25 protein-coding genes and 1 tRNA gene are annotated in these 20,652 nt (G+C 47.6%); 13 read left to right on the top strand and 13 right to left on the bottom strand.

What is annotated here, in order from left to right; translation table 11 throughout:
- Positions 1-87 precede the first annotated feature (87 nt).
- Together QUA34_RS01215 and QUA34_RS01210 are read left to right on the top strand one after the other, a co-directional pair.
- Entirely contained in the window at positions 88-318 is a 231-nt protein-coding gene (locus QUA34_RS01215) for a hypothetical protein (RefSeq protein ID WP_333383418.1), read from the top strand.
- Between the two features lie 302 nt (positions 319-620).
- Positions 621-968 (top strand): hypothetical protein, encoded by a 348-nt coding sequence (locus QUA34_RS01210; RefSeq protein WP_333383416.1) that lies wholly within the window; start codon positions 621-623, stop codon positions 966-968.
- 187 nt (positions 969-1,155) lie between these two features.
- On the opposite strand, the gene QUA34_RS01205 is transcribed toward QUA34_RS01210, so the two are convergent.
- The gene (locus QUA34_RS01205) at positions 1,156-1,713 is read right to left on the bottom strand and encodes a single-stranded DNA-binding protein (protein WP_333383414.1); all 558 of its coding nucleotides are present in this window, start codon (positions 1,711-1,713) and stop codon (positions 1,156-1,158) included.
- Between the two features lie 28 nt (positions 1,714-1,741).
- Between QUA34_RS01205 and QUA34_RS01200 the strand changes: the two genes are divergently transcribed.
- Positions 1,742-1,885, top strand: a complete 144-nt coding sequence (locus QUA34_RS01200) for a hypothetical protein (RefSeq protein ID WP_333383411.1) — start codon at positions 1,742-1,744, stop codon at positions 1,883-1,885.
- 42 nt (positions 1,886-1,927) lie between these two features.
- On the opposite strand, the gene QUA34_RS01195 is transcribed toward QUA34_RS01200, so the two are convergent.
- Positions 1,928-4,471 (bottom strand): mannose-1-phosphate guanyltransferase, encoded by a 2,544-nt coding sequence (locus QUA34_RS01195; RefSeq protein ID WP_333383409.1) that lies wholly within the window; start codon positions 4,469-4,471, stop codon positions 1,928-1,930.
- Between the two features lie 567 nt (positions 4,472-5,038).
- Here QUA34_RS01195 and QUA34_RS01190 point away from each other — a divergent pair.
- Together QUA34_RS01190 and QUA34_RS01185 are read left to right on the top strand one after the other, a co-directional pair.
- A complete protein-coding gene (locus tag QUA34_RS01190) occupies positions 5,039-5,236 on the top strand; it encodes a hypothetical protein (RefSeq protein ID WP_333030091.1) in 198 nt (65 codons plus the stop codon).
- Positions 5,237-5,243: 7 nt separating this feature from the next.
- Positions 5,244-5,981 (top strand): class I SAM-dependent methyltransferase, encoded by a 738-nt coding sequence (locus tag QUA34_RS01185; protein WP_333383406.1) that lies wholly within the window; start codon positions 5,244-5,246, stop codon positions 5,979-5,981.
- Between the two features lie 243 nt (positions 5,982-6,224).
- On the opposite strand, the gene QUA34_RS01180 is transcribed toward QUA34_RS01185, so the two are convergent.
- On the bottom strand, positions 6,225-7,223 hold the full coding sequence (locus tag QUA34_RS01180; RefSeq protein WP_333383403.1) for a hypothetical protein: 999 nt from the start codon (positions 7,221-7,223) through the stop codon (positions 6,225-6,227).
- Positions 7,224-7,323: 100 nt separating this feature from the next.
- Here QUA34_RS01180 and QUA34_RS01175 point away from each other — a divergent pair, with 100 nt between their 5' ends.
- Both QUA34_RS01175 and QUA34_RS01170 read left to right on the top strand, forming a co-directional pair.
- Positions 7,324-7,827: a hypothetical protein gene (locus QUA34_RS01175; RefSeq protein ID WP_333383400.1), complete on the top strand. Its 504-nt coding sequence runs from the start codon at positions 7,324-7,326 to the stop codon at positions 7,825-7,827.
- 3 nt (positions 7,828-7,830) lie between these two features.
- Positions 7,831-7,995, top strand: coding sequence for a hypothetical protein (locus QUA34_RS01170; RefSeq protein ID WP_333383398.1), 165 nt, complete (start codon positions 7,831-7,833; stop codon positions 7,993-7,995).
- A 541-nt stretch (positions 7,996-8,536) separates the two neighbouring features.
- Here QUA34_RS01170 and QUA34_RS01165 read toward each other — a convergent pair.
- On the bottom strand, positions 8,537-9,016 hold the full coding sequence (locus QUA34_RS01165; RefSeq protein WP_190662957.1) for an NUDIX domain-containing protein: 480 nt from the start codon (positions 9,014-9,016) through the stop codon (positions 8,537-8,539).
- A gap of 159 nt (positions 9,017-9,175) precedes the next feature.
- Between QUA34_RS01165 and QUA34_RS01160 the strand changes: the two genes are divergently transcribed.
- The 4 genes from QUA34_RS01160 to QUA34_RS01145 all read left to right on the top strand — a co-directional run bounded on the left by QUA34_RS01160 (position 9,176) and on the right by QUA34_RS01145 (position 11,010).
- Positions 9,176-9,877, top strand: coding sequence for an alpha/beta fold hydrolase (locus QUA34_RS01160; RefSeq protein WP_333323635.1), 702 nt, complete (start codon positions 9,176-9,178; stop codon positions 9,875-9,877).
- 259 nt (positions 9,878-10,136) lie between these two features.
- A complete protein-coding gene (locus QUA34_RS01155) occupies positions 10,137-10,343 on the top strand; it encodes a hypothetical protein (RefSeq protein WP_333323633.1) in 207 nt (68 codons plus the stop codon).
- A 35-nt stretch (positions 10,344-10,378) separates the two neighbouring features.
- Complete coding sequence (locus QUA34_RS01150; protein WP_333305062.1) at positions 10,379-10,624, top strand: type II toxin-antitoxin system Phd/YefM family antitoxin; 246 nt, start codon at positions 10,379-10,381, stop codon at positions 10,622-10,624.
- Positions 10,621-11,010 carry a PIN domain-containing protein gene (locus QUA34_RS01145; protein WP_333323632.1) on the top strand — a complete coding sequence of 130 codons (390 nt, stop codon included), beginning with the start codon at positions 10,621-10,623 and terminating at the stop codon, positions 11,008-11,010. The genes QUA34_RS01150 and QUA34_RS01145 overlap by 4 nt, the downstream gene beginning before the upstream one ends.
- Before the next feature lie 415 nt (positions 11,011-11,425).
- On the opposite strand, the gene QUA34_RS01140 is transcribed toward QUA34_RS01145, so the two are convergent.
- Both QUA34_RS01140 and QUA34_RS01135 read right to left on the bottom strand, forming a co-directional pair.
- Positions 11,426-11,659, bottom strand: a complete 234-nt coding sequence (locus QUA34_RS01140) for an HNH endonuclease signature motif containing protein (RefSeq protein WP_333323630.1) — start codon at positions 11,657-11,659, stop codon at positions 11,426-11,428.
- 189 nt (positions 11,660-11,848) lie between these two features.
- The gene (locus QUA34_RS01135) at positions 11,849-12,106 is read right to left on the bottom strand and encodes a hypothetical protein (RefSeq protein ID WP_333323626.1); all 258 of its coding nucleotides are present in this window, start codon (positions 12,104-12,106) and stop codon (positions 11,849-11,851) included.
- A 229-nt stretch (positions 12,107-12,335) separates the two neighbouring features.
- Between QUA34_RS01135 and QUA34_RS01130 the strand changes: the two genes are divergently transcribed.
- Entirely contained in the window at positions 12,336-13,712 is a 1,377-nt protein-coding gene (locus QUA34_RS01130; protein ID WP_333323624.1) for an NB-ARC domain-containing protein, read from the top strand.
- Here QUA34_RS01130 and QUA34_RS01125 read toward each other — a convergent pair.
- From QUA34_RS01125 to QUA34_RS01095, 7 genes are all read right to left on the bottom strand, one after another.
- A complete protein-coding gene (locus QUA34_RS01125; RefSeq protein WP_333323622.1) occupies positions 13,686-14,324 on the bottom strand; it encodes a type I restriction endonuclease in 639 nt (212 codons plus the stop codon). The genes QUA34_RS01130 and QUA34_RS01125 overlap by 27 nt on opposite strands.
- A 173-nt stretch (positions 14,325-14,497) precedes the next feature.
- Positions 14,498-14,674, bottom strand: coding sequence for a hypothetical protein (locus QUA34_RS01120; protein WP_333323620.1), 177 nt, complete (start codon positions 14,672-14,674; stop codon positions 14,498-14,500).
- 266 nt (positions 14,675-14,940) lie between these two features.
- Complete coding sequence (gene fba / locus QUA34_RS01115) at positions 14,941-16,020, bottom strand: class II fructose-bisphosphate aldolase (protein WP_006633469.1); 1,080 nt, start codon at positions 16,018-16,020, stop codon at positions 14,941-14,943.
- A 193-nt stretch (positions 16,021-16,213) separates the two neighbouring features.
- Positions 16,214-16,285, bottom strand: a tRNA-Lys gene (locus QUA34_RS01110).
- A gap of 68 nt (positions 16,286-16,353) precedes the next feature.
- Positions 16,354-17,223 carry an aldose epimerase family protein gene (locus tag QUA34_RS01105; protein ID WP_445242784.1) on the bottom strand — a complete coding sequence of 290 codons (870 nt, stop codon included), beginning with the start codon at positions 17,221-17,223 and terminating at the stop codon, positions 16,354-16,356.
- A gap of 134 nt (positions 17,224-17,357) precedes the next feature.
- A complete protein-coding gene (locus QUA34_RS01100) occupies positions 17,358-19,433 on the bottom strand; it encodes a CapA family protein (RefSeq protein ID WP_333323617.1) in 2,076 nt (691 codons plus the stop codon).
- Between the two features lie 12 nt (positions 19,434-19,445).
- Positions 19,446-19,601, bottom strand: a complete 156-nt coding sequence (locus QUA34_RS01095; protein ID WP_158307982.1) for a hypothetical protein — start codon at positions 19,599-19,601, stop codon at positions 19,446-19,448.
- A gap of 602 nt (positions 19,602-20,203) precedes the next feature.
- Here QUA34_RS01095 and QUA34_RS01090 point away from each other — a divergent pair.
- Positions 20,204-20,515 (top strand): DUF6679 family protein, encoded by a 312-nt coding sequence (locus QUA34_RS01090; protein WP_006633466.1) that lies wholly within the window; start codon positions 20,204-20,206, stop codon positions 20,513-20,515.
- Positions 20,516-20,652: the final 137 nt, after the last annotated feature.

Raw genomic sequence — 20,652 nt, 5'->3', positions numbered from 1 at the left:
TTTGCACTTTACCCTCGCTCTCGCGAGCGCATAACCCAGGCTACGTCAAGTGCCATCGATATATTCAGCAAGCCCTAGTTAAAACTTATGATATCACAGCCAAAGTCAGTTCCCGAACTCCTGCGCGAAGAAATTCCCGACGCACCCACCGACAAACAACCGATCCGATTGTTGATTTGCGGGATTCCCAAAGGAGTAGAAAGCATCATCAGCCTGCTGCACGTTTTAGGTTTTGCAGAAGTTGGTGAATGGAGCCCGCCTTTACCATCCCCTCTAGCAGGTGAAGTAATGCGGATTTTGACCCGTTACTGGAAATAATAATTTTTCAGGGCGATCGCCCTTTATTGAGCAAAGTGCGATCGCTCTTAAATTATCAGAAACATCAGGCTTAATTCTCCACCCAATCACTTAAAAACTCCCGACTTAGGATGCTAAATATCGAATCGAATTAGCGCGGCGGTGTTTGCGAGACTTGGTGGTATAATTCGCGATCGCGGGCTTCTATAACCTCAGACAGAAGCAAGACCGATGCAGAAATACGTCCTAAGAGTTTTGCGATCGCCCCTAGCATCAGGTAAGCTTCTTGTTAATTATTGCGCTCTGTTCAGGAGAAAAAATTTATGCCAGATATGTCCGGTCAAGACCCCTCGGAAATTAAAATGGCGACGGTTGATGAAGAAGAAAAAGGCGCAACGTTTAGCGGTACGGTCATCCTTGGTATCGATGTCGAGGGTGCTGGGGAAGTCCTTTTCTTCAGAGACTTTTTGATTGAAGATTATAAAGGCGAACTTACCGCTTATCTGGCAACAGATGGCAATATAACGAAAAGCATTGATTTAGGCGAAGTTAAGCATAAGAGCAGCAGCTTTAAGCTGCCAATTCCGCTGGGGACGGATACATCACCCTACAATACCGTCGTGCTGCGCGACGAAAAAAGCAAGAAAAAAGTTGTGACGATCAAGCTGTAAAATTTGCAATTTAGCTCGTAGTTGGGCAAAATTCGTTAACGCAGCCCTCGAAGAGGAGCGCCCTTTTTTTCCTGAAGTACGCGCGTGCGAAGCTATCCCGTAGGGAATCGCCCTTAAATTAAGGTGCGTCACTTTCGATCGAACGGCGAAGTTTCGCGCTCGCTCATAAAGTGATGCACCCTAATTTTTAAAACGGAATCGGATCGTAATCGGGATTGTCAGGTTCGTTAGACGAACCCGACTGGCGATCGGACTCAGAATTTGAAGACTGATGCGAGTTCCAATCCGAACTAGACGTGCGGTTAGCGCCACCTGGAGCGCTGTTAGAACTGCGGTTCCGCGAGCCTAAAGGAACTACATTGCTCGGCACATTAGCCGGGGCGCTGTCGCGAATTTGAGCTGGTTCGGGGGCGGTTCTAGCTGCGGGAGCCGAACTCATTGCATCTGCGCCGACACTGTAAATCCTTTGAGCTGTCAGTTCAGCGCGCTTTTCTTTAATACCATCTCTTTCGATCGTATTCATGCTCAGTCGCCCTTCAATAATCACGTGATCGCCCTCGTGATATTTCTCGTGAATTTCTTGAGCAAAATTTCCCCATCCTATCACTTTCAAATGTTCGGGAGGATCTTGGGGTTTGGGGCCGGGAAACTGCACCAACATCTCAGCGATTTGAAGTTGATTGTCAGGAGTATAACGGAGTTGCGGTTGTTGAATTATTTCCGCCATCAAAATGCAGCTATTCATCTGTTATCTGTGCGTAATTGGGAATTGGATGTGGAAGGAAGAAGGAAGAAGGAAGAAGGAAGAAGGAACAAGGAAGAAGGAAGAAGGAAGAAATAGCTATCCGTGTACCGATGACTTGTGGGTCTTGCTTGGGGGAATTGCCAATTGCCAATTGGTAATTGGTAATTACTGATTTTTCTGCGCCCCATCGCTATTAGTTGTCACCGATGACGGATTACACGTTACCAAATTTATCTTGGAGAACCGCCGCCTCGGCTTGACTGACAAAATCGTGAACGAGGGCGCGGTACTCCTTCAAAGTTTCAGATACCCAATCTCGATCCTCACTGTTGGCGAAGATATGAACCGTCGGTTCACTAGCATCGGGTAAAATTAATACCCAATTGTCGTCGCTGTAGTTAAAAATCTTCACTCCATCTAATAATTCTAAACGATCGGGCGAATGAGTTTCTACTAAATGTCGCATCAGCGAACCCTTGATAGTCCAAGGACAGCGGACGCTGTAACTGCGGTGGGTGATGCGGGGAAGTTCCGCCTTGATCTGTCCGAGCGATCGCTCCTGAATCGTCATCATTTCTATCACTTTAGCAATGCAGAACATTCCGTCAAATCCGGGATGCAACTGCGGGAAAATAAAACCCATAAGGCCGCTGCCGCCCAAAACCACATTCGGATTCCTGTTAGCGGCTTCCATCAAAGCAGTTGGGTTCGCCTTCGTGCGGATTACCTTGCTTTGATAGCGTCGGGCGATCGCCTCCACCGCAGAAGACGCATGCACCGGCACTACTACTGTACCTTTGGGATGAGAAGTCAGCATCAAATTTACCATCAACGCCGTCAGCATTTCCCCACGAATCGCTATCCCAGACTCATCTACTAAAATGAGCTGTTCGCCGTTAGCCGATACCTGCACTCCGAAATTAGCGCTGAGTGCTTTCACCACCCGGCCGAGTTGGTCGAGTAAATATTCCCGTTCCCCGTTGCTTAGAGAAGTCTGCTTGAGACTAGCATTGAGTACCACCGCATCGCAGCCGAACTTGGCAAGCATTTGGGGCAGAATTGCTCCCGAAACCGCGTAAACGTAATCGATTACCACCTTAGAATTGCTGTAGCGTATTGCCTCAACATTCATCTGCCGCTCAAAAATGCGGTTGTACACTTCGAGAGCTTGGTTAAAGTACGTCATCTCTCCAATTTCGGGAATTAGAGCTCGCCGCAAATCCTCCTTAAAATAAGCCCCCTCGATTTTTTTCTCAGCTCCTTTAGTAATATTGATGCCTTTGATATCGAAGAATTCAATTAAAATGTGGTCGGAGCGATCGGGCGAAATGCGAACGTGAATGCCGCCAGCAATCGACAGCGTAGACGAAACCGTGCGCGCGATCGGAATTGCCGTCGATTCCAAATTGATCACATTAATTCCCACCGACATCAAACCCGCAATCAAAGACCTCGAAACCATCCGCGAAATGCTCCGCTGGTCACGAGAAACCGATACCGAAGTCCCCGGTTTCAAAGTCGAGCCATAAGCCGCGCCCAATTTCACTGCAAATTCCGGAGTAACATCCACATTTGCCAGTCCTTGAACGCCACGCTGACCGAACAAATTCCGCTTAGCTTGTTCTCCCCAAATTAAATTTTGATTTAATAGAGCGCCGGATTCAATATTTTTGCTCGGCCATACGCGCACGCTTGGCCCCACTTGTGCTTCTTCTCCCACAATGGACATTGAACCGACGACAGCACCTTCGAGGACGTGAGCCCGCCTGTCTACACGGGTGCTCCGGCAAATCACGCAGGCCCTAAGATGAGCGTCTTCACCGACAATTGCTCCGTTCCAGACGATGGGACGTTTGAGGTTTGCGTCGGCCCCGACAGTCACGTTATCTCCGATCACTGTACCGGCATCGATTTTAACCCGGGCTCCTATTCGGCAATTGTTGCCGATCATGGCCGGTACTTCGATGATCGCGCTATCGTCAATAAAAGTATTCTGACCTACCCAAAGTCCAGATCGAACTTCGTTGTAGTAGCTCAAATCCAGTTTGACCTTTCCCCGCAGCGCGTCGTACTGAGATTCCCGGTAAACATCTAGCTGGCCGACATCGCACCAGTAACCCTCAGCGATGTAGCCGTACATAGGCTCATTTTTTTCCAGTAGCAGGGGAAACAAGTCTTTCGAGAAGTCGCACTCCTGATTTACCGGCAGGTAATCCAAGACTTCGGGTTCTAAAATATAAATGCCGGTATTGATAGTATCGGAGAAAATTTCGCTGCTAGAAGGCTTTTCCAGAAAGCGGCTGATGCGGTAATTTTCCTCGGTAATCACGACGCCGAATTCCATCGGGTTGGGAACGCGAGTTAAAATTAACGTGGCTTTGGATTGCTGGCTACGGTGAAATTTGATCGCTGCCGTCAAGTCGAAGTCTGTGATGCTGTCGCCGCTGATGACCAGAAAAGTTCGATCGAGCAGTTCAGCAATATTTTTGACGCAACCAGCCGTACCCAGCGGTTGGTCTTCCTCCACAGCGTAAGTCATTTGAACGCCAAACTCTGCCCCGTCAGTAAAATATTCGCGCATGACATCGGGAAGGTAGTGCAGCGTGGCAATAATTTCCGTAATCTGATGCCTTTTTAGCAAATTAATAATGTGTTCTGCGATCGGGCGATTCAGAATCGGCACCATCGGTTTGGGCAAATCGCACGTCAGGGGTCTGAGCCTCGTTCCCGATCCCCCAGCCATCAGCACTGCACGCATAAAATCCTCCTTGCTTAAAAAGCTCTCTACCGCTATTGTCCGCTAGAAAAAGTTTGCCTGCTGTAATTCGTCGGCCACCAGCAATCAGTTCTTACTTAAATATCTTCGAGTAGTGACACGTCTGGTAAATCCCGTTCGGCCAGGCCGTCCCCCAACAGCAACCGATTTCAACCGAATTAGAACTTGCTACATCGCACCAATCCCCCGGTCGAGCTCGGATTTGTAGGGGATGTGATGTTAGGTAATACCAGTTAAAAAAAAGAATGCAACTGTAGGCCCGTACTCGAAACCCTTCTGTCATCAGTCATTCCCAATTCTTTAATTCTTCAATCGTATAAGTCCTCAGAATCCTCGACTTTTGACAGAAGTCCCTTCTTGCTTGCTCGGTGAAAGCTATTTCGGGGGTGTTATTTTTAAGTTTGTGGCCAGCGGGGATTTTAAAGTCTCTTTCTGAAGGTGGAATTACTACAGCTATCGGTGCGCCTTGGCGTCTGATAAATGATAGATTAAGGGTAGCGCTTTGACTAGCTGACCCAAAATCCTATCCATTGCTTAGGGGTTTTTTTAATGAGTACGTTAATTAGCTTGGCATTGCTGATCGCTTACGGTGGCGGCATTTGGAAATTTTGGAATGGTTTCGATCGCACTAACTTCGATCGAAGTTTTGCAAATCGCCTGAAGCTCTCGCTGCTCTGGCCCGCGTTAATTTTTAATAAGCCTTACCGCCAAAACTTTACAAAAGCTCTCAAAGCTTCTAAAAGGTAATTCAAGAATGTCTAAAAAGTCCGATCGCCCAGTAGCGGGTCAGGAGCAGACTTGGTTTGCTAAAGGAAAATCAGATAGCTGGCAAGTTTTACTGTCGCAAGTCGCTTCTCGATTCGATCGCGAATACCGGGGAGAAGCTTTCGCTTTACCCGAAGAAGTCGAAGCAATGCCGATTTTCCTAGAATCAGTCGCAGGAACTCTCCAAGCAAAAACAGTTTCTCCCTTCTGGAAAATTGCCAAACCTCAAAAAAATCAGCGCTGTTTAGACATTGGCTGCGGAGTCAGCTTTCTCATCTACCCTTGGCGGGATTGGGAAGCATATTTTTATGGTCAAGAAATCAGCAGCGTAGCGCGAGACGCCTTAAACGCTCGCGGCCCTCAGCTCAATTCTAAGCTGTTCAAAGGTGTAGAATGGGCCCCCGCTCACCAGTTAAATTACGAGGAGGCTCAGTTCGATTTATGCCTCGCTACAGGCTTTAGCTGTTACTATCCCATAGACTATTGGAGTATTGTCATGGGAGAAGTAAAGCGGGTACTAAAACCGGGCGGTCATTTTGTTTTTGATGTCCTCAACCCCAATGCTCCTTTAGCCGAAGATTGGGCAATTTTGGAAACTTATCGAGCCGGCGAAGTATTTTTAGAGACAATAGAAGATTGGGAAAAAATGATTAAAGCTGCTGGCGCTAAGGTAGTAAAAAAGCAAAGCGGCGACTTATTTCAAATGTATAAAGTTCAATACAATTGAGAGGTTAAGGGGAATAGGTAATTAGGTTTGCAGTCAAAACTTCAATCGTCTAAAGCCGGGTTGGGCGGACGAAAAACAACTTCATTCTTAGTGGGTAAAGTAGGGTACGTCAGCAAGTAGAAATTAGTTTGAGAACCAACAAATATTCAAGCTGACGCACCCTACTAACTACTAACTCACAATAGTAGTGAAGCAAGCAGATTGGATACTACCCATTCCCGATTTCCTCTTACTGATGCCTAATTAATTTTCGGTAGCTGCAGGAGAAGGCGCAGCTTCCGGCGATGGCGACACTTCCGGGGCCGGAGATGGCGACACTTCCGGGGCCGGAGATGGCGCAGCTTCCGGCTGCGGGGACACTTCCGGGGCTGGAGATGGCGCAGCTTCCGGCTGCGGGGACACTTCGGCTGCAGGAGAAGGCGCTGCTTCGGGCTGCGGAGACTCTTCGGCGGTCGGAGAAGGCGCTGCTTCGGGCTGCGGAGACTCTTCGGCGGGTTGCCGTTGAGGAGAAGGTGACTGTTCCGCGGCTGGTTTCGGTTCAGGCGAGGGCGACGGTTGAGCCGCGGGTTTGGGTGTCGGCGGCGACGGTTGAGCCCCTGGCTGTGGTTTGTTTGAGGGGGCCGGCGGCTTCTCAAACTGCGGTTTCACTTCAGTAGGCGCTGGGGAAGGTGGCTGGCCTGTTGGTCTGCTGGGCGCTGTCGGCGCGGGCGCGGGCTGCGGCTGGCCTGGTGGGTTGGGCTTGGTTGGGGTGAGAGGAATGCCACTGCAAACTTTTTCGTCGTACTTAAACTCGACAGTCAGTTGGTAAAGCTTGTGCGTGCTGGCTGCTTCAAATGTTAGAGAAGGGCTAATAATCGCAATTTTAGCCGCATTATCGAGAATACCGTAACCCGTGGGGACGATCGGCTGTGGCTCGGCCTTGAGCAAGCCTTGAGGGCTGACAACTGCTCCAAAAACTGCTCTTCCTTGGAGTTTTTGCGAGCAAGCTGTTACGGGATAAGGGACAGGCACAGGAGTCGGGCCCGTCGTTTCCAAGTCAGGATAAGCCTTTTTGAATTTATCAAACAAAGCAACATAGGTCTCTCCAGCCGCCAGCAGTGTCTCTCTGTCGGTGGGTAAGTTTGAACCCGGTTGGCCGGACTGTCCTAGCTGTCGCTGTCCCTCTTCAAATTGTTGTCTCCTGATTCTTTCTTCGGGAGTTTCTGCGATGAGATTCCTTTTATTGGGATCTTTTTGAGTCAATTTTGGTACTCCATCGGGTCCCACATTCCTGCCAATTGGGAATTCCGGGGTAAAGACTGGAGCTCCGTCTGGAAATAGTGGGAGTCCGCCTCTACTGGCTATGATTTTTTTGAGCGCCTCTGCTTCATCTTCCGATCCGCCGCCTGGAAGCTGGGGCGCTTCTGGCAGCGATGGCGGTGGCGGGATATTGCGATCGAAATTACCAGGTAAGGGCGGGAAAAGAAAACCGCTGGGAGGTACGGGTGGGACGAAAGTGGGTATTGGCTGGGAGGGGGCTCTGACTGTTGGGGATGGAGTTTTGGGAGGTGGCGGGGCTGTTGGGGCCGTGAAGGGCGGGAGAGGGGAAGGAGGGAGAGGGGAAAAGAATCCAGGAGGCGGCATTCCCGGCGGCATGGCGGGCAAGTTGATGGTATCCGGTGCGGGGGGCAAGGGCGGGGCTAACTTTGGCGCTGGCCGAAGGGGAACTGGTGCGATCGAAAATGGCGTAAATCGCGTATTAGACGGTTTCGGTGGTATGGTTTGTGGCAGGCGGCCGGCTTCTGCGGGAGTTAGTTCTACTAAGCCGACAGAACCGGGGATATTTTTTGAGGAATTTCCACCATAAAGTATGTTTGAGAGCGTCGGGGCGCTTACTCCGAGGACTCCGTGCAGGCTGACAGAAGCTAGGGCTGCCCACCAAAAAGGCTGGCGCAGCGGTTCGGAAAGGGTGTTGGCTAGGGAGGAAGAGTCAGTCATGACTATGGGGAATGGGGAATTGGTAATTGAGAATTGATAATTGGGAATTGGAAGTTAATAGTTATTAATTGATATTTTTTTTGAGTGATTTTAAAAGTGGCTGTTGGAGAATTCAAAGGTATAATTTTAGCACGGTCGGTATCGAAATTGCCCGATCGACTTTTATTGAGATTTCGCGACCCTCACATCAAGCACTCAAGCGTAGAAACCCGGTTTTTTGACGGGTTCCACGCTTGTATAGCAGTCGCTAATAGGGTGAGGACGTTGTTAATTGCTGAAACCATTGTTTTTCTTGCCCAATCCTTTTGGCCGAATCCTATACGCGGTTTATCAGATATTGTGGAGAATGGTGAGCAGGGCCTCAGACGGGCCGGACTGGGGGAAGCAAAAAACAGACAGTGCCACTGCTCTACCGTCTTTTTTCGGGTTCTGAGGCCTAATTTATTCATTACACACGATCGATCCGTTGGCTCGATCGGCGTTTCCAATTCGGTTACGAACTCAAAAAACTCAAAACTGATCGAGTTACTGCGCGTTGTACGCGGAGGCTGTGGCGGCAATCTCAAAACCCTCTTGATTCACCAGCGATAGCGGTAATTTTTAAAAGGAGCTCCCTCGATGGTGAGCAAGTCGATAGGATAAATGGGAGCGCCGCTTGCCATATATTGAAACATTTCTCGAACTTCCTCTCCCCGCAACGACAACTGGTCTAATTCCTTGAGAGAATACCAGCCCGCGCACAAAGTATGCTCATCCGGCTTACTCTTGGGCGGCGTCTTATCTTGTGGACGAGCCACAAAAATGACTCGGAGGCGCACATTACCCTTAGGCATCACTGTGTGCTCTACCCGGAGAATTCCCTCAATGATGATGGAAATGCCCGCTTCCTCAAGGGTATTACGCATAGCAGCTTCGAGCAAAGTTTCCCCTTTTTCCACTCGCCCTGCTGGGAGATACCACTGCTGCTCGTACTTGCGCTCTTGTACCAGTAGAAAACGGTCTTCTAAGTGAACGACAACTAGGGTAAAATACCATGTTTGAATCGGCTCGCGAGCCATAGAAGTAGATATTCCCTAAGCAAAAGGTTTAACGAGCGGCAGATGTTAGCAATCCAAAGGATGCTTCGGCAAGCGTCTTTGAACTTGAAAAACAGATCGTAGCACTCCGACCGCAAAATCTAAAATCTAAAATCTAAAATCTAAAATCTAAAATTGACAATGCCATTACCAACCGTGATTTTACCAGGATATTTTGCTGCAGCTTCCGACTATCGGGAATTAGAAAAGTCTCTGGTCGATCGAGGTTTTCCAACAGTAACAGTGCCTCTGGGCAAGGGAGATTGGTTGCCGACTTTTGGCGGGCGGTCGATGGTGCCAATTTTGCGACAGCTCGATCGCACGGTCAAACAAATGTTACAGCAATACGGCGTTCCCCAGATCAATCTCGTCGGTCATTCGGCCGGCGGCTGGATTTCTCGCATCTATTTGGGCGAAAAGCCTTACACCATTCACGGCGACGTGCTTGAGGACGCAGGTTTGTGGGAAGCTCACCCTTATGTGAATACTTTAATCACTTTAGGCACGCCGCACGTCTCTCAAGAGCGCTGGACGCGCAAAAATCTAGATTTTGTCAAAATTCACTATCCGGGGGCTTTTCACCCGCAGGTGCGCTACGTGTGCGCTGCTGGGAAGGCTGTTTTTGGCAAGCGCGGTTTTGGGACTTGGCTGGCTTATAAGAGTTACGAGTTAACTGTGGGGAAGGGCGAAACTTGGGGAGATGGAATTACGCCGGTGGAAGCTGCTGTTTTGGATGGGGCCGAAAATCTGGTGTTGGATGGGGTTTGGCATTCGCCTCGTTCTCCGGGGAAGTGGTACGGTTCGCCGGAGGTTTTGCCGACTTGGATTGGGTATTTGTGTTAGAAATGAACCGCGAAGACGCGTTAGCGAAGCGGCGCGTAAGCGCTAGGACGCGAAGGAAGAAGCAGAAGGTTTAAGGGGCGGATTTAGTTATAATTTGATAGTAGGAGCGAGTTTAGTGCGGCAAAACTCGCCCCCCGATGCTATGTTTGCTTACATTTTTCTCGCTAACTCAATAGAGTGAAAAAATATTTTATGTGGCATCATCGGTAACATTCAGAAGTCACGGCGAACCACACAATCAAATTAGAGGTTGGCTGGGGTGGAATTGGGCGACAATGCGACTGTGTGCTTGGACGCAGATAACGAATTTCAGCCGGATGCTTTGTTGAGAATTGATGCCGGAGGTCGATCGCAAATTAGGGATGATGATTATGTGCGATCGCACTCTGTAGAATCATCGCAGTGTTTGGTATTTGCTGTGAGGGGCGATCGATCTTTTTTCACTCAAGCATCGCTTTCCGTCTAATCCTCGCATTATCATAGTAGAAATAGAATAAGATTGTGAAAGGTGAACAGATGGCACAAATTACCACGACTGAATTACCTCAAACCCTCCAGACTCTACTTATAGAGGTCGAACGTACCAAAACCCCCCTCACCATCATCCATGAAGGAAAACCATTAGTGATTATCTATCCTGCCACTACCCAAACCCCACGCCCTGTGTTTGGCACAATGAAAGGAAGCGGTGAAATATTAGGAGATTTAATTGCTCCTGTCGCCGAACTGTGGGAAGTTTTAGAATGAAACTTTTACTGGATACCCACATTTGGCTTTGGTATTTACTCGGCGATCGACGCCTATCGCTCCAACTTCAAAGGGCGATCGCCGATCCTAATACTGAACTTTGGCTCAGTCCAATTAGCATTTGGGAGACGCTCATTCTTGCAGAAAAAGGAAGGATATCTTTACAGCCAGATCCGGTTACATGGGTTAACTTAGCTTTAAAAACTCTGGAAACTCGTGAAGCCCAAATGAATCACGCCATTGCCGTTTTAAGTCGCGAGATTGCACTACCCCATCAAGACCCCGGAGACCGATTTATTGCGGCCACAGCTATTTATTATGGGTTAATATTAGCTACAGTTGATGCCAACCTTACAGGCACTTCGGCGCTACAAACACTCAGTTAGGCAATATTCTATATTTCTGTGGGCGAGATCCCTTTTTTTGCTGGGGCGATTCCCTATTGGATAGCTACGCTTCACGCCTGGAGTGCAACCATAGCCCTTTGAAATGGTGAAAATGGATCAGATTGTGAGTGGAAAAAGAGGTTGGGTAACACGAGTGTCAACGGAATAGGCAAGATGGGCGATCGCCATTTTTTTTGTAAGGCGAGGGCTATTTATTTTGATAAAGCGATTCCCTACGGAATAGCGACACGACTCTGACTCTAAGCCTCATGTTTCCGATAAAAAAGATGCTTGGTATATTAAGTATACCACCTAAAAAATAAATCAATAAAAATAAAAACCTCAGTAACCAAAACTGAGGTTTTTAAAATATTAAACTTATGGAGAAAAACTTTAGGCAAGCTTTACTCTGTATTTAAAATCGCCAAATATCTACTTGTATTTTTGCATGGTGGTAAGCCTTGTGACACTCTGGGCAAAGTGTCATCATATTCTTCAAATCCGCCGGACCACCATCACTGTAAGCAATAACATGGTGTCCATCGGCGATTTTGGAGACTTTAGCGCAAATTTCACATTCGTTACCATCCCTCACCTTGACTTCTCTCTGCGCCTTCAGGTGTTCAGGAGGTCGTCTTTGACTTGCCATGTTACTCACCCTTGATTTGCTTATTGGAGGAACCTTCAAACACTTCTGGACTTGCCCCTAGAATAGAGATAGTGCTATTTGGAGCAACCGACTTGACTGACTCAGCTACCTGATAAGCAACCTTAACGTAGTTCTCATCATTCAAATTGTTGACTGTTATTTTAAGAGACTTTTTACCCACTGTTCACCTCATGAAGTAGTTAAAGAGAAAAATTGTTGACCATTAGAATCGGTTGCCCTGGCTTCAACCATACCATCTCCAAAAGTGATGGTAATCTCTGGTCTTTTAGACAGTATAGGCTGCCCTTTTTCATCGCGATACAGAACCCAAACAACAACTTCCTCGTTTGATTTCTGCACAACTATATGAATCTCTTCACCCTGGTGTGAGACATTCAAAACTTTGTCACCTTCCTGGAGAATTTTTACGATTAGGCTGTCTTTCATCTCATTGATCTCTTATTAAATTTATAGGTCGCTCCATCTATTTGACATTTCCAAGGGAGTACACTTGATCTTTATCCATACTAGCAATTATATTTTTTGTCGGCTTGCCAAAAGTATGGTATTTATCGGGACTTTTCCCGTTGATAACGCGCTCCAAAATAGGGAAATGTTGGTAAATGTTGGTAAATGTTGGATACAATACAAACAACCCTGACCTCTACCCGACTCTATGAACCTTAAGGAAGTGGTAAAACTCGCAGACGATCTGGTATTTGCTCGAACAGGTAAGCATCTCAATGACTTACAAGAGAAAATCCTGTGCGGGACATGGCAACATGAGGATTACAACGAGATTGCCAAGGAGGTTAACCTCTCTGAGGCTCGTGTTAGAGAGGTTGGAATGGAATTATGGCAGATACTCTCAAAAGAGTTAGGAAAAAAAGTCAGTAAATCAAATTTTCGATCGGCAATGCAGAGGTGGCAAGTTTCAAATGTCTCCAATTTTGCAAAAGACGTTGTAGCAATTAGTAGTTTTAACACCTGTGGAGAAGCCAGACACCCGCCAAACCTACCAAACTCACACCCACCAAATCAAGAAACCTCGCATCAAGATTTAAGCCAGATGCCAGAATTAGGCGATTTCTACGATCGCACTCCCGAACTCCAAACCCTCACCACCTGGATTCTACAACAACGCTGTCGCCTCATCACCCTCACTGGCATCAGCGGTATCGGCAAAACCACCTTAGCAGTCCAACTCGTACAACAAATCAAAGACGAGTTTGAGTACGCAGTTTGGTACACACTAGACGAATTCCCCAGTATAGATAAATTTCAATCTAACCTAATACAGCTTTTTTCAAATTCAGAAAAACAAGATTCATCCCCAACCAACCAGAAACGCTTACCGCTGATTAAGTATTTACAAAACCATCGCTGTTTAATCGTCTTAGATGACGTTCACAACCTTTTCTGTAGCGGACAATTGGCAGGAAAATACAAACCAGACTCCGAAGAATATCGCACTTTATTCAAACAAATAGAAAAATTATCCCATCAAAGCTGCTTTCTGTTAATCGGTTGGGAACAACCGAGAGAAGTGACTCAAGCTAAAAACCAAAATACTTCTCTTCGCACCTTACAACTCAAAGGTTTAGACATCGCAGCCGGACGGGAAATACTCAGAGATTATGGGTTAGAAGAAAGCGACAACAGTGAAGCACTCATTCATCGCTACCAAGGCAATCCCCTATGGTTAAAAAGCGTGGCGAATCTGATTCAAGACTTGGGTGGAGGCGTGACAGAGTTATTACCAAATGATACTATATTGTTGTCAGAAGATTTGAAAGATATTTTACAGCAGCAGTTCGATCGCCTATCCGAACTAGAAAAACAAGTAATCTCCTTGTTAGCGAAAGAAAGCCAGCCAATGAACCGGGCAAAATTGCTAGAAAATGACCGAATTCCGGCTTCAGATTTTCTAAATGCGCTGCAATCTCTATCGCGCCGCTGCTTGATAGAACAACAAGCAAGTTTTTACACGATTTCACCTGTGTTGAAGCAATACCTTCACCGTAACTTAGATGGCAGTAATGCCTTGGCCTAAATGCTTCAAGACTTGAAAAGCCGATCGCAATTCACTTCGCACAGTATAAATCGAAAAGGCCCGCGATAACCCGTATTCGGCTGTAGGTTGAGCCCTGAGTTTCACAAACAACACATCATCGCCATTCGTCAACATACCAAATCTCGGTTTATCCAAATCAGGATTTGCCATCATGTATGCTAATGCTTGAGGTAATGCCGATCGCGTCGAAATCGTAGTCTTCTTACACTCCAAAACCATTACCCAAAGCTGATTCTGCAAAATCAAGATATCAATTCGTCCGCGCAGGGTTTCTTCCCCATCATCGATCGCAATTTCGATCGCAGCTTCAACCTTCATCCTAAACGGTGGATCGTAGAATCCCGCCAGTTCTAACAAAGGGGATGCCACCAGCAATGTCACTGCCCCTTCTAACAACTCTCCATCGGCTCTATGATATAGCAATCTGCGTCGTAGCGTATCCAAAGCAGTCTGTTCAGAATCGCTGAGACTTGGCAATTGGGTTTGCCACTCTGTAAAAAAAGCCTCATCCTCATTTCGGCTCAAATTCAACCTTGATTCAGCCTCAGCAAGGCTTTTAATAGCTTCTGTAACTGCAATAACCTTTGCCATTCGTTCACCTTTGATTCAAACGGTTGAATTTCCAAGGAAAATTAGCTTCATTGTAAGCAAAAGTAGGGAAAATGCGATCGCAGCCGCAGAACCTTTGCAAACAGGACTTACACAACGACAGTAAATATGGTGTCTTCAGCGTCGCGCTCAGACGATTTCTCCCAGTGAAATTCTCAAGAAAGTTTGTCTTCAAATTCTGCACTCAACTGTTCAACTTTAGAAAGCGTTGACCTTCTTTGCATTTCAGCTTCATACATCTCACGCGCTTGTTGCATCAGAAATTCATCAGTAGCTTTCGGAAATTGCTGTTTGAGTGTTTTAGCAATCTTGTTAAACAAATCAGTATTCATAAATTACATCCTCAATTGTTGCTTACTTAATATTAACCTGAGTTCGATATAAGTTGCCATTCACTTTTCCCCGCAAGGGGATTGAAACTCTCTTCTCGCTATCATAATAGAATATACTAAGGGCAAGAAAAAGTCGTCCTAAAAGGACGGGGTTTTCAATCCAATTTCTGATAAAGTTGCACAAACAAAAACCGGGCAACTTCAAAGCTACCCGGCAATCGTAACTTTAGACTTCAGACAAATCTAAAATCTAAAACCTAAAATTCTTAAACAGCTACAGTCTTCTTAGCAGAGGAGCTCAATTCGCCCTTAGCATACTTAGCTGCAAAATCATCCAAAGACACTTGCTTAATCTTTGTACCGTGACCGGCGCAACCGAAAGAGTTATAGCGATCGCTACAAACCTTCTGCATATACTTGATCGACGGCTTCAAGAAGTGGCGGGGGTCAAACTCATCGGGCTTGGCAAACAAAGCTTCACGCACCGCAGCGGTAATCGCCAAACGGTTGTCAGTATCGATATTGATCTTGCGAACACCGCACTTGATGCCCTTTTGGATTTCTTCCACAGGTACGCCGTAGGTTTCGCGGATTTTGCCACCGTTGCTGTTGATGATTTCCAGCAATTCTTGGGGCACAGAAGAAGAACCGTGCATTACCAAGTGAGTATTCGGCAAGCGGCGGTGAATTTCTTCAATGCGGCTGATTGCCAAAATTTCGCCAGTCGGCTTGCGAGTGAACTTGTAAGCGCCGTGAGAAGTGCCGATCGCGACTGCTAGAGCATCAACGCCGGTTTGCTCAACGAAATCCACAGCTTGTTCAGGATCTGTCAGCAACTGATCGTGAGAAAGCGCACCTTCAAAGCCGTGGCCGTCTTCTGCTTCGCCCATCCCTGTTTCCAGAGAACCCAAGCAACCCAGTTCGCCTTCAACGCTAACGCCGATCGAATGAGCAACATTCACCACATCGCGAGTAACTTGAACGTTGTACTCGTAGCTGGCGGGAGTCTTAGCATCCGCTTCCAGAGAACCGTCCATCATCACGCTGGTGAAACCTTGGCGCATGGCAGAATAGCAAGTGCCGGGGGCATTGCCGTGGTCTTGGTGCATGGAAATGGGAATGTGAGGATATGTTTCAACTGCTGCCAAAATCAAGTGGCGCAGGAAATTTTCGCCAGCGTAGGAGCGAGCGCCGCGAGAAGCTTGCAGAATCACAGGGCTGTTGGTTTCGTCAGCAGCGCGCATGATCGCTTGGATTTGCTCCATGTTGTTGACGTTGTAAGCCGGTAGGCCGTAACCATTTTCAGCCGCGTGGTCGAGCAGCAATCGCATAGGTACAAGCGCCATAGATATTCCTCCTAATTATTTGTGATTTTTGGGCAGTGAATTTTGGACAAGCTTAATTCTTACGATAATATTAAGACAATTTGCCACCGATCGCGCACTATCTTTCCAGATTTACTTAAAACTTCAAAAAACAAAATTTTGAGTTCCGAGCATTTAGCTCAAAACTCAAAATTCTTAACTCACAAATTTTTTATGGGTCGCCCGGGATTTGAACCCGAGACCAATCGGTTAAAAGCCGAATGCTCTACCGCTGAGCTAGCGACCCGCGAAAACATTGTTACCGCACACAATTTCTAATAGTAGCACCCCTCATTTGAAATAGCAAGTGTTTTGTTAAATAAAATTTGCAGTCATGCGAACCAGCATCTCGCAAGTCGCTCCCGGCTGCAAATAAATCAAGTGTTCGCCAGTGTTGAGGGCATTTCGAGGAGCAGTCCAAGGTTCCAAACAGTAAAAATCCTTGCCCTTCACCATCCAGAAAACCAACTTCCCATAGCTGGAGTTGTAACTGAGGGTGAGCCGCAAGCCGCAAGCCGCGTCAGTGACAGTAGCAGCAAGACCAGTGAGCTCGTCAAAGGAAACATCAATTTCATCCAGCGTCGGGTCAAAAACCCCAGTGAAGTAACCCTTTTGATGGGTGTTCTGATCTCTGTACTGCATCCCCGGAATCTCAAAGCGCAGCTTAGATTTGTCCGTCGCCAAAAAGTAGGGGTGCAAACCACTAGAAAACGGCATGGGTTCGTCAGACAGATTCGTGTATCGCTGAAAAATTTCCAAAGAATTGCCTTTAATCTGATAAGTGAAGGCTAGTTGGAAATCAAAGGGATAAACAGCCAGCGTCTTGTCGCTGCTGTCGAGAATCAGCGTAATGGCGGCGCAACCCTCGGTAACTTGTTCGCCTACTGTCCAAGGCAAGTCTCGAGCAAAGCCGTGCTGTTTGAGGTGACGCTCCACTCCCTTGTGCGTGTAAGTATTGTCGGGGAGATTGCTGCAGATGGGAAACAGGATGGGAATCCCGCCACGTACAGTCAGATCGGGATTGGCGAACCGTTCCGCGTCCAAATAGAAGATTTCTTTGCCTTCAACCAGCCAGCTAGTGGCAATACCGCCCCGTTCCGGCACAACTTCTAAAGTAGAGTTAGCCGTTTCGTCGGAGAGGATATAGGTTTTGTACTGCTTTTGCTTGAGCGCGATCGCAAACACATTTGTCATCGGTAGTAGGTCATTGATCATTGGTTGTCAGTAAATCGATCGTTAATAATTGGTCGCTATTATCTTGATGTTCACCCATTACCGCCCCTATCCTCCCCCTGCATCCTCGCTCCGGCCCCCACAGGCTAACCAATGCTCCTAGCTATAGGAGGCAGGGCGATCCGGTGCTTGGAGCGGTTGCTGCTGTTAGCTGGAACGATCGCGGAGGCCGGCTGCTCTTTGAGTGCGACTTCAAAAGATACACCCCGAGTGCGTGGAAGATAGCTTTGGGGACTCGGCACTGCTCCTTGATTGGGAGAGGGGGGCGAAATAAACGGCTCTTTGATGAATGGCTCTTTTGTAAACGGCTCTGGTTCCCGGCTGGGATTTTGAGGTTGAGTGGGGTAGATGCGCGGCGGCAAATTTTGATTCGGAGATGGGTTTGATTCAATTGCAGGCCCTGTCCCGTTCGGGAAAAATGAGGAGTTGTCCGGCTGTTGGGGCGCAGCCGGCAAAGCCGGCAAAATCAAAGTAGGTTTGGGTGGTCCGGAGCCTTGCTGATTGCTTTCACCGGAGGTTCCCCCGGAACCCCGCCCCGGCTGGTATGTACTGCTCTTTGCTGCTCCTGGCAATGGAGAATTGGGAGTTTTTGATGCCACTCCTGGCTGGACTAGGGCATCGAGAACTACAGAAGAGCGCATCGGTCGATCAAAAATACTAGAAATTTGCTCGACGCGTTTGAGGATACGATCGGCTGCTGCTCCCTTCACCACCTTCGGCTGCAACTTTTTCACTTCCACAGGCAGAAACTCTACCTTCATATTCCTGTCTTTGAGCGATACTTTCAGGACTGCGGTATCGTAATCCCTGCGAGCATTCCCGCCGAATATAAAATTACCCAGCGAGTAAACTATCGGGCGGCCCTTGTAAATTTCTGCACCTTGCAGTACCTGGGGATGGTGTCCCACTACCAAATCAGCTCCTTGGTCGATCGTGAACCGAGCCAAATCTATCTGCCAGTCCCCCGGATAATCTGCCAATTCGACTCCCCAGTGGTAATTAACAATAATCCAGTCTACCTGACCCCTAAGAGCTCGAATATCCTCAGCCACGCGATTGTTCCGGCGGGGGTTAGTGCCCGCTTTCCCTTGGTCAGCGACATTAAGCTCAGCATCGTAATAACCGAGGTAGGCAATCCGCTGACCCTTAACTTCAATAATATCTGGACGCCTCGCTTGTTTAATATCTCTGCCGGCTCCCAGGTGTTGAATCCCACTACTATCTAGAGTATTCATAGTCTCCACCAGCCCCGGTTCCTCGTAATCCATAGCGCGGCTATTTGCCAGATTGACAATATCCACTCCTCCGGCTGTTAATACTTTCACCGATTCTGGATCGGCTTTAAAATTTAATTGTTTTTTGGCAGAGCCCAATGTAGAGCGAGTCAGGGAGTTTTCTAGGTTAACCATCGCCACATCTGCTTGCCGATACTCGTCCATATTGGCGAAAGCCCATTGGTGATCGTTGGCAGCAGATGCTCCGAGCGCATCCGATAGATTCACATTTCCTCCGAACATCAGCGTTACTGTTGGGTCGTAAGGATTAGCAACTTGCTTTTGCTGTACTACTGGTACCACTTCTAAGGCCGCTTGCACCGTATCCGCACGTTTGGGAGGCGGCCCCGACACCGCAGTTTGTTGGTACCCGGATACTGGGGATACTGACTGCAGGGTCAGAGCTTCGTGGTAGCTGACCCAACACCCTAAAATAAATGAGGCAAGTGCCGATCCCACTAGCAGCAGAGAACGATACGTTTTAAATTTAACCCAATCGACGACCGGTAGGGAACGGTAACGCCGCCGCTGGCGGTTTGCCGGAGTGACAATTCGCACTGACTGTTTCCAGAGAATGTCTGCATCCCCAGCCAAGCGCGCGTGAATTCGCACTCCTTCTACTGCTGGCGAGTTGAGTCTCCAGAGTTGGTGACAAATAAATTTGACTAAGCCTTCCCGGAGAGTGCTCCCCAGTAATGTAGTATCTGGCGCAAATTCGCGCTGGAATTCTACGAGGATTTGGACGCAGCCGGCCTGAGCCTGTTCGACGCGGGCATAAATCCCTTCGGGGCGCAGCAAGCTGTCAATCCAGTAATTCAGGGCTTGAAAGTTGCCCGATCGCGCTAGCTCCAAGATAGACGGCTGCGACCAATTTTCTGCGTACACCATCAATTAGCCTCCTTAATACGCACGAGCAATGACTCCAATTTGTTTTGAACGGAACCGCAATTCTTTTAGCTTAACCGCCACAGGTTCCGCTGCCCGTTTTGAAGCTAGTTGTTGGCCGCCACCATTTTCTACATTTAGGGGCTGCCTGCTGTCAGTGATTTTTATCACACTCCGATCAATCGATTTTAGATTTTAGATTTTAGATTTTAGATTGAGTTCACAGAGGGTACTCGGAACCAGAACAAAAGTCGAAACAAAAGGTTTCTGTGAGACTTGAGGCAGAAAAGAGCGAGATTTCTGAGGTAGAGTCTGTTTTTATTGTCGCTGTTTGAGTGTCGCTTTAGAGCTTTCGCTTTGAGATTTGAGATTTGAGATTGAGCCTTGACGGCGTTAGTGGGCGATCGAACAAACGTCGAAACAATAGGTTTATGGGGGACTTGAGGCCAAAGAGAGCGAGATTTTTGAGGCAGAGTCTGTTGTTATTGTCGCTGTTAATCGCGTGCCGTCGTCAACTCCTAATGCTTCGATCTATGCTGGCAAATGCCTCTCACGAGGGATGCCACTGACTGCAAAACCTGTAATTGGATAAATGGCGTACTAGATAGATTTGGTGGTAAAATCGAATTTGGTAACTCCCATCGGTACAAAAGTTGCGGAAAACGTAAAACTGGTCAGTCCATACGGCTGTGCCTTCCGATGTAAAACCCAAAGTACGTTACGGTAAACAGACCATATTTTAAGCAAGTTACACTGCGCAGGAGAACTGACAAATGCTACAGCGCAAAATCTATCAACTCTGTTGTGATGGTCGTGAGGTTTCTATTTTTCTTCGAGATCAGCAACGTTGGATAGAGCGCGCTCGTATCCTAGATATTGAAGGGGATCTAGTCACGCTGCGCTACGAAACCGACGAAGAAGACGAAATCAGCTCCTGGGAAGAAATGGTGCGTCTTGAAAGTATTGGAGCTGTGTCCCAGAAGTTGGCTTCGGTATCCCGAACTAACTGCGAACCCCTAGTTTCTGACGATTGTCCCGAAGCCGAACAAATTCGCAATCACTACCCGGACTCGAATTTGGAATAGTTTTGAGCTCGCGCTTGAGGCACAAGGAAAACTTGGGGGAAAAGAAAACGACTTTTCTCCCTTTTTTGTGGAGAAATTATGCAAAAAACCCGGTTTAGGCCAAACATATTCTGGGTTGTGACCCCATAAGCTATTTT

The organism is Microcoleus sp. POL10_C6, from assembly GCF_036701585.1.
Lineage (GTDB): Bacteria > Cyanobacteriota > Cyanobacteriia > Cyanobacteriales > Microcoleaceae > Microcoleus.
The sequence above is the reverse complement of the archived record's forward strand: the minus strand, read 5'-3'. Positions and strand labels throughout refer to the sequence as shown.

Excerpts from the sequence above, each read along its gene's own strand:
- QUA34_RS01215 (WP_333383418.1), top strand. The coding sequence starts at position 88 with ATGATATCACAGCCAAAGTCAGTTCCCGAACTCCTGCGCGAAGAAATT.
- QUA34_RS01210 (WP_333383416.1), top strand. The coding sequence starts at position 621 with ATGCCAGATATGTCCGGTCAAGACCCCTCGGAAATTAAAATGGCGACG.
- QUA34_RS01205 (WP_333383414.1), bottom strand. The coding sequence starts at position 1,713 with ATGAATAGCTGCATTTTGATGGCGGAAATAATTCAACAACCGCAACTC.
- QUA34_RS01200 (WP_333383411.1), top strand. The coding sequence starts at position 1,742 with ATGTGGAAGGAAGAAGGAAGAAGGAAGAAGGAAGAAGGAACAAGGAAG.
- QUA34_RS01195 (WP_333383409.1), bottom strand. The coding sequence starts at position 4,471 with ATGCGTGCAGTGCTGATGGCTGGGGGATCGGGAACGAGGCTCAGACCC.
- QUA34_RS01190 (WP_333030091.1), top strand. The coding sequence starts at position 5,039 with ATGAGTACGTTAATTAGCTTGGCATTGCTGATCGCTTACGGTGGCGGC.
- QUA34_RS01185 (WP_333383406.1), top strand. The coding sequence starts at position 5,244 with ATGTCTAAAAAGTCCGATCGCCCAGTAGCGGGTCAGGAGCAGACTTGG.
- QUA34_RS01175 (WP_333383400.1), top strand. The coding sequence starts at position 7,324 with ATGATTTTTTTGAGCGCCTCTGCTTCATCTTCCGATCCGCCGCCTGGA.
- QUA34_RS01170 (WP_333383398.1), top strand. The coding sequence starts at position 7,831 with ATGTTTGAGAGCGTCGGGGCGCTTACTCCGAGGACTCCGTGCAGGCTG.
- QUA34_RS01165 (WP_190662957.1), bottom strand. The coding sequence starts at position 9,016 with ATGGCTCGCGAGCCGATTCAAACATGGTATTTTACCCTAGTTGTCGTT.
- QUA34_RS01160 (WP_333323635.1), top strand. The coding sequence starts at position 9,176 with ATGCCATTACCAACCGTGATTTTACCAGGATATTTTGCTGCAGCTTCC.
- QUA34_RS01145 (WP_333323632.1), top strand. The coding sequence starts at position 10,621 with ATGAAACTTTTACTGGATACCCACATTTGGCTTTGGTATTTACTCGGC.
- QUA34_RS01140 (WP_333323630.1), bottom strand. The coding sequence starts at position 11,659 with ATGGCAAGTCAAAGACGACCTCCTGAACACCTGAAGGCGCAGAGAGAA.
- QUA34_RS01135 (WP_333323626.1), bottom strand. The coding sequence starts at position 12,106 with ATGAAAGACAGCCTAATCGTAAAAATTCTCCAGGAAGGTGACAAAGTT.
- QUA34_RS01130 (WP_333323624.1), top strand. The coding sequence starts at position 12,336 with ATGAACCTTAAGGAAGTGGTAAAACTCGCAGACGATCTGGTATTTGCT.
- QUA34_RS01125 (WP_333323622.1), bottom strand. The coding sequence starts at position 14,324 with ATGGCAAAGGTTATTGCAGTTACAGAAGCTATTAAAAGCCTTGCTGAG.
- QUA34_RS01120 (WP_333323620.1), bottom strand. The coding sequence starts at position 14,674 with ATGAATACTGATTTGTTTAACAAGATTGCTAAAACACTCAAACAGCAA.
- fba (WP_006633469.1), bottom strand. The coding sequence starts at position 16,020 with ATGGCGCTTGTACCTATGCGATTGCTGCTCGACCACGCGGCTGAAAAT.
- QUA34_RS01100 (WP_333323617.1), bottom strand. The coding sequence starts at position 19,433 with ATGGTGTACGCAGAAAATTGGTCGCAGCCGTCTATCTTGGAGCTAGCG.
- QUA34_RS01090 (WP_006633466.1), top strand. The coding sequence starts at position 20,204 with ATGCTACAGCGCAAAATCTATCAACTCTGTTGTGATGGTCGTGAGGTT.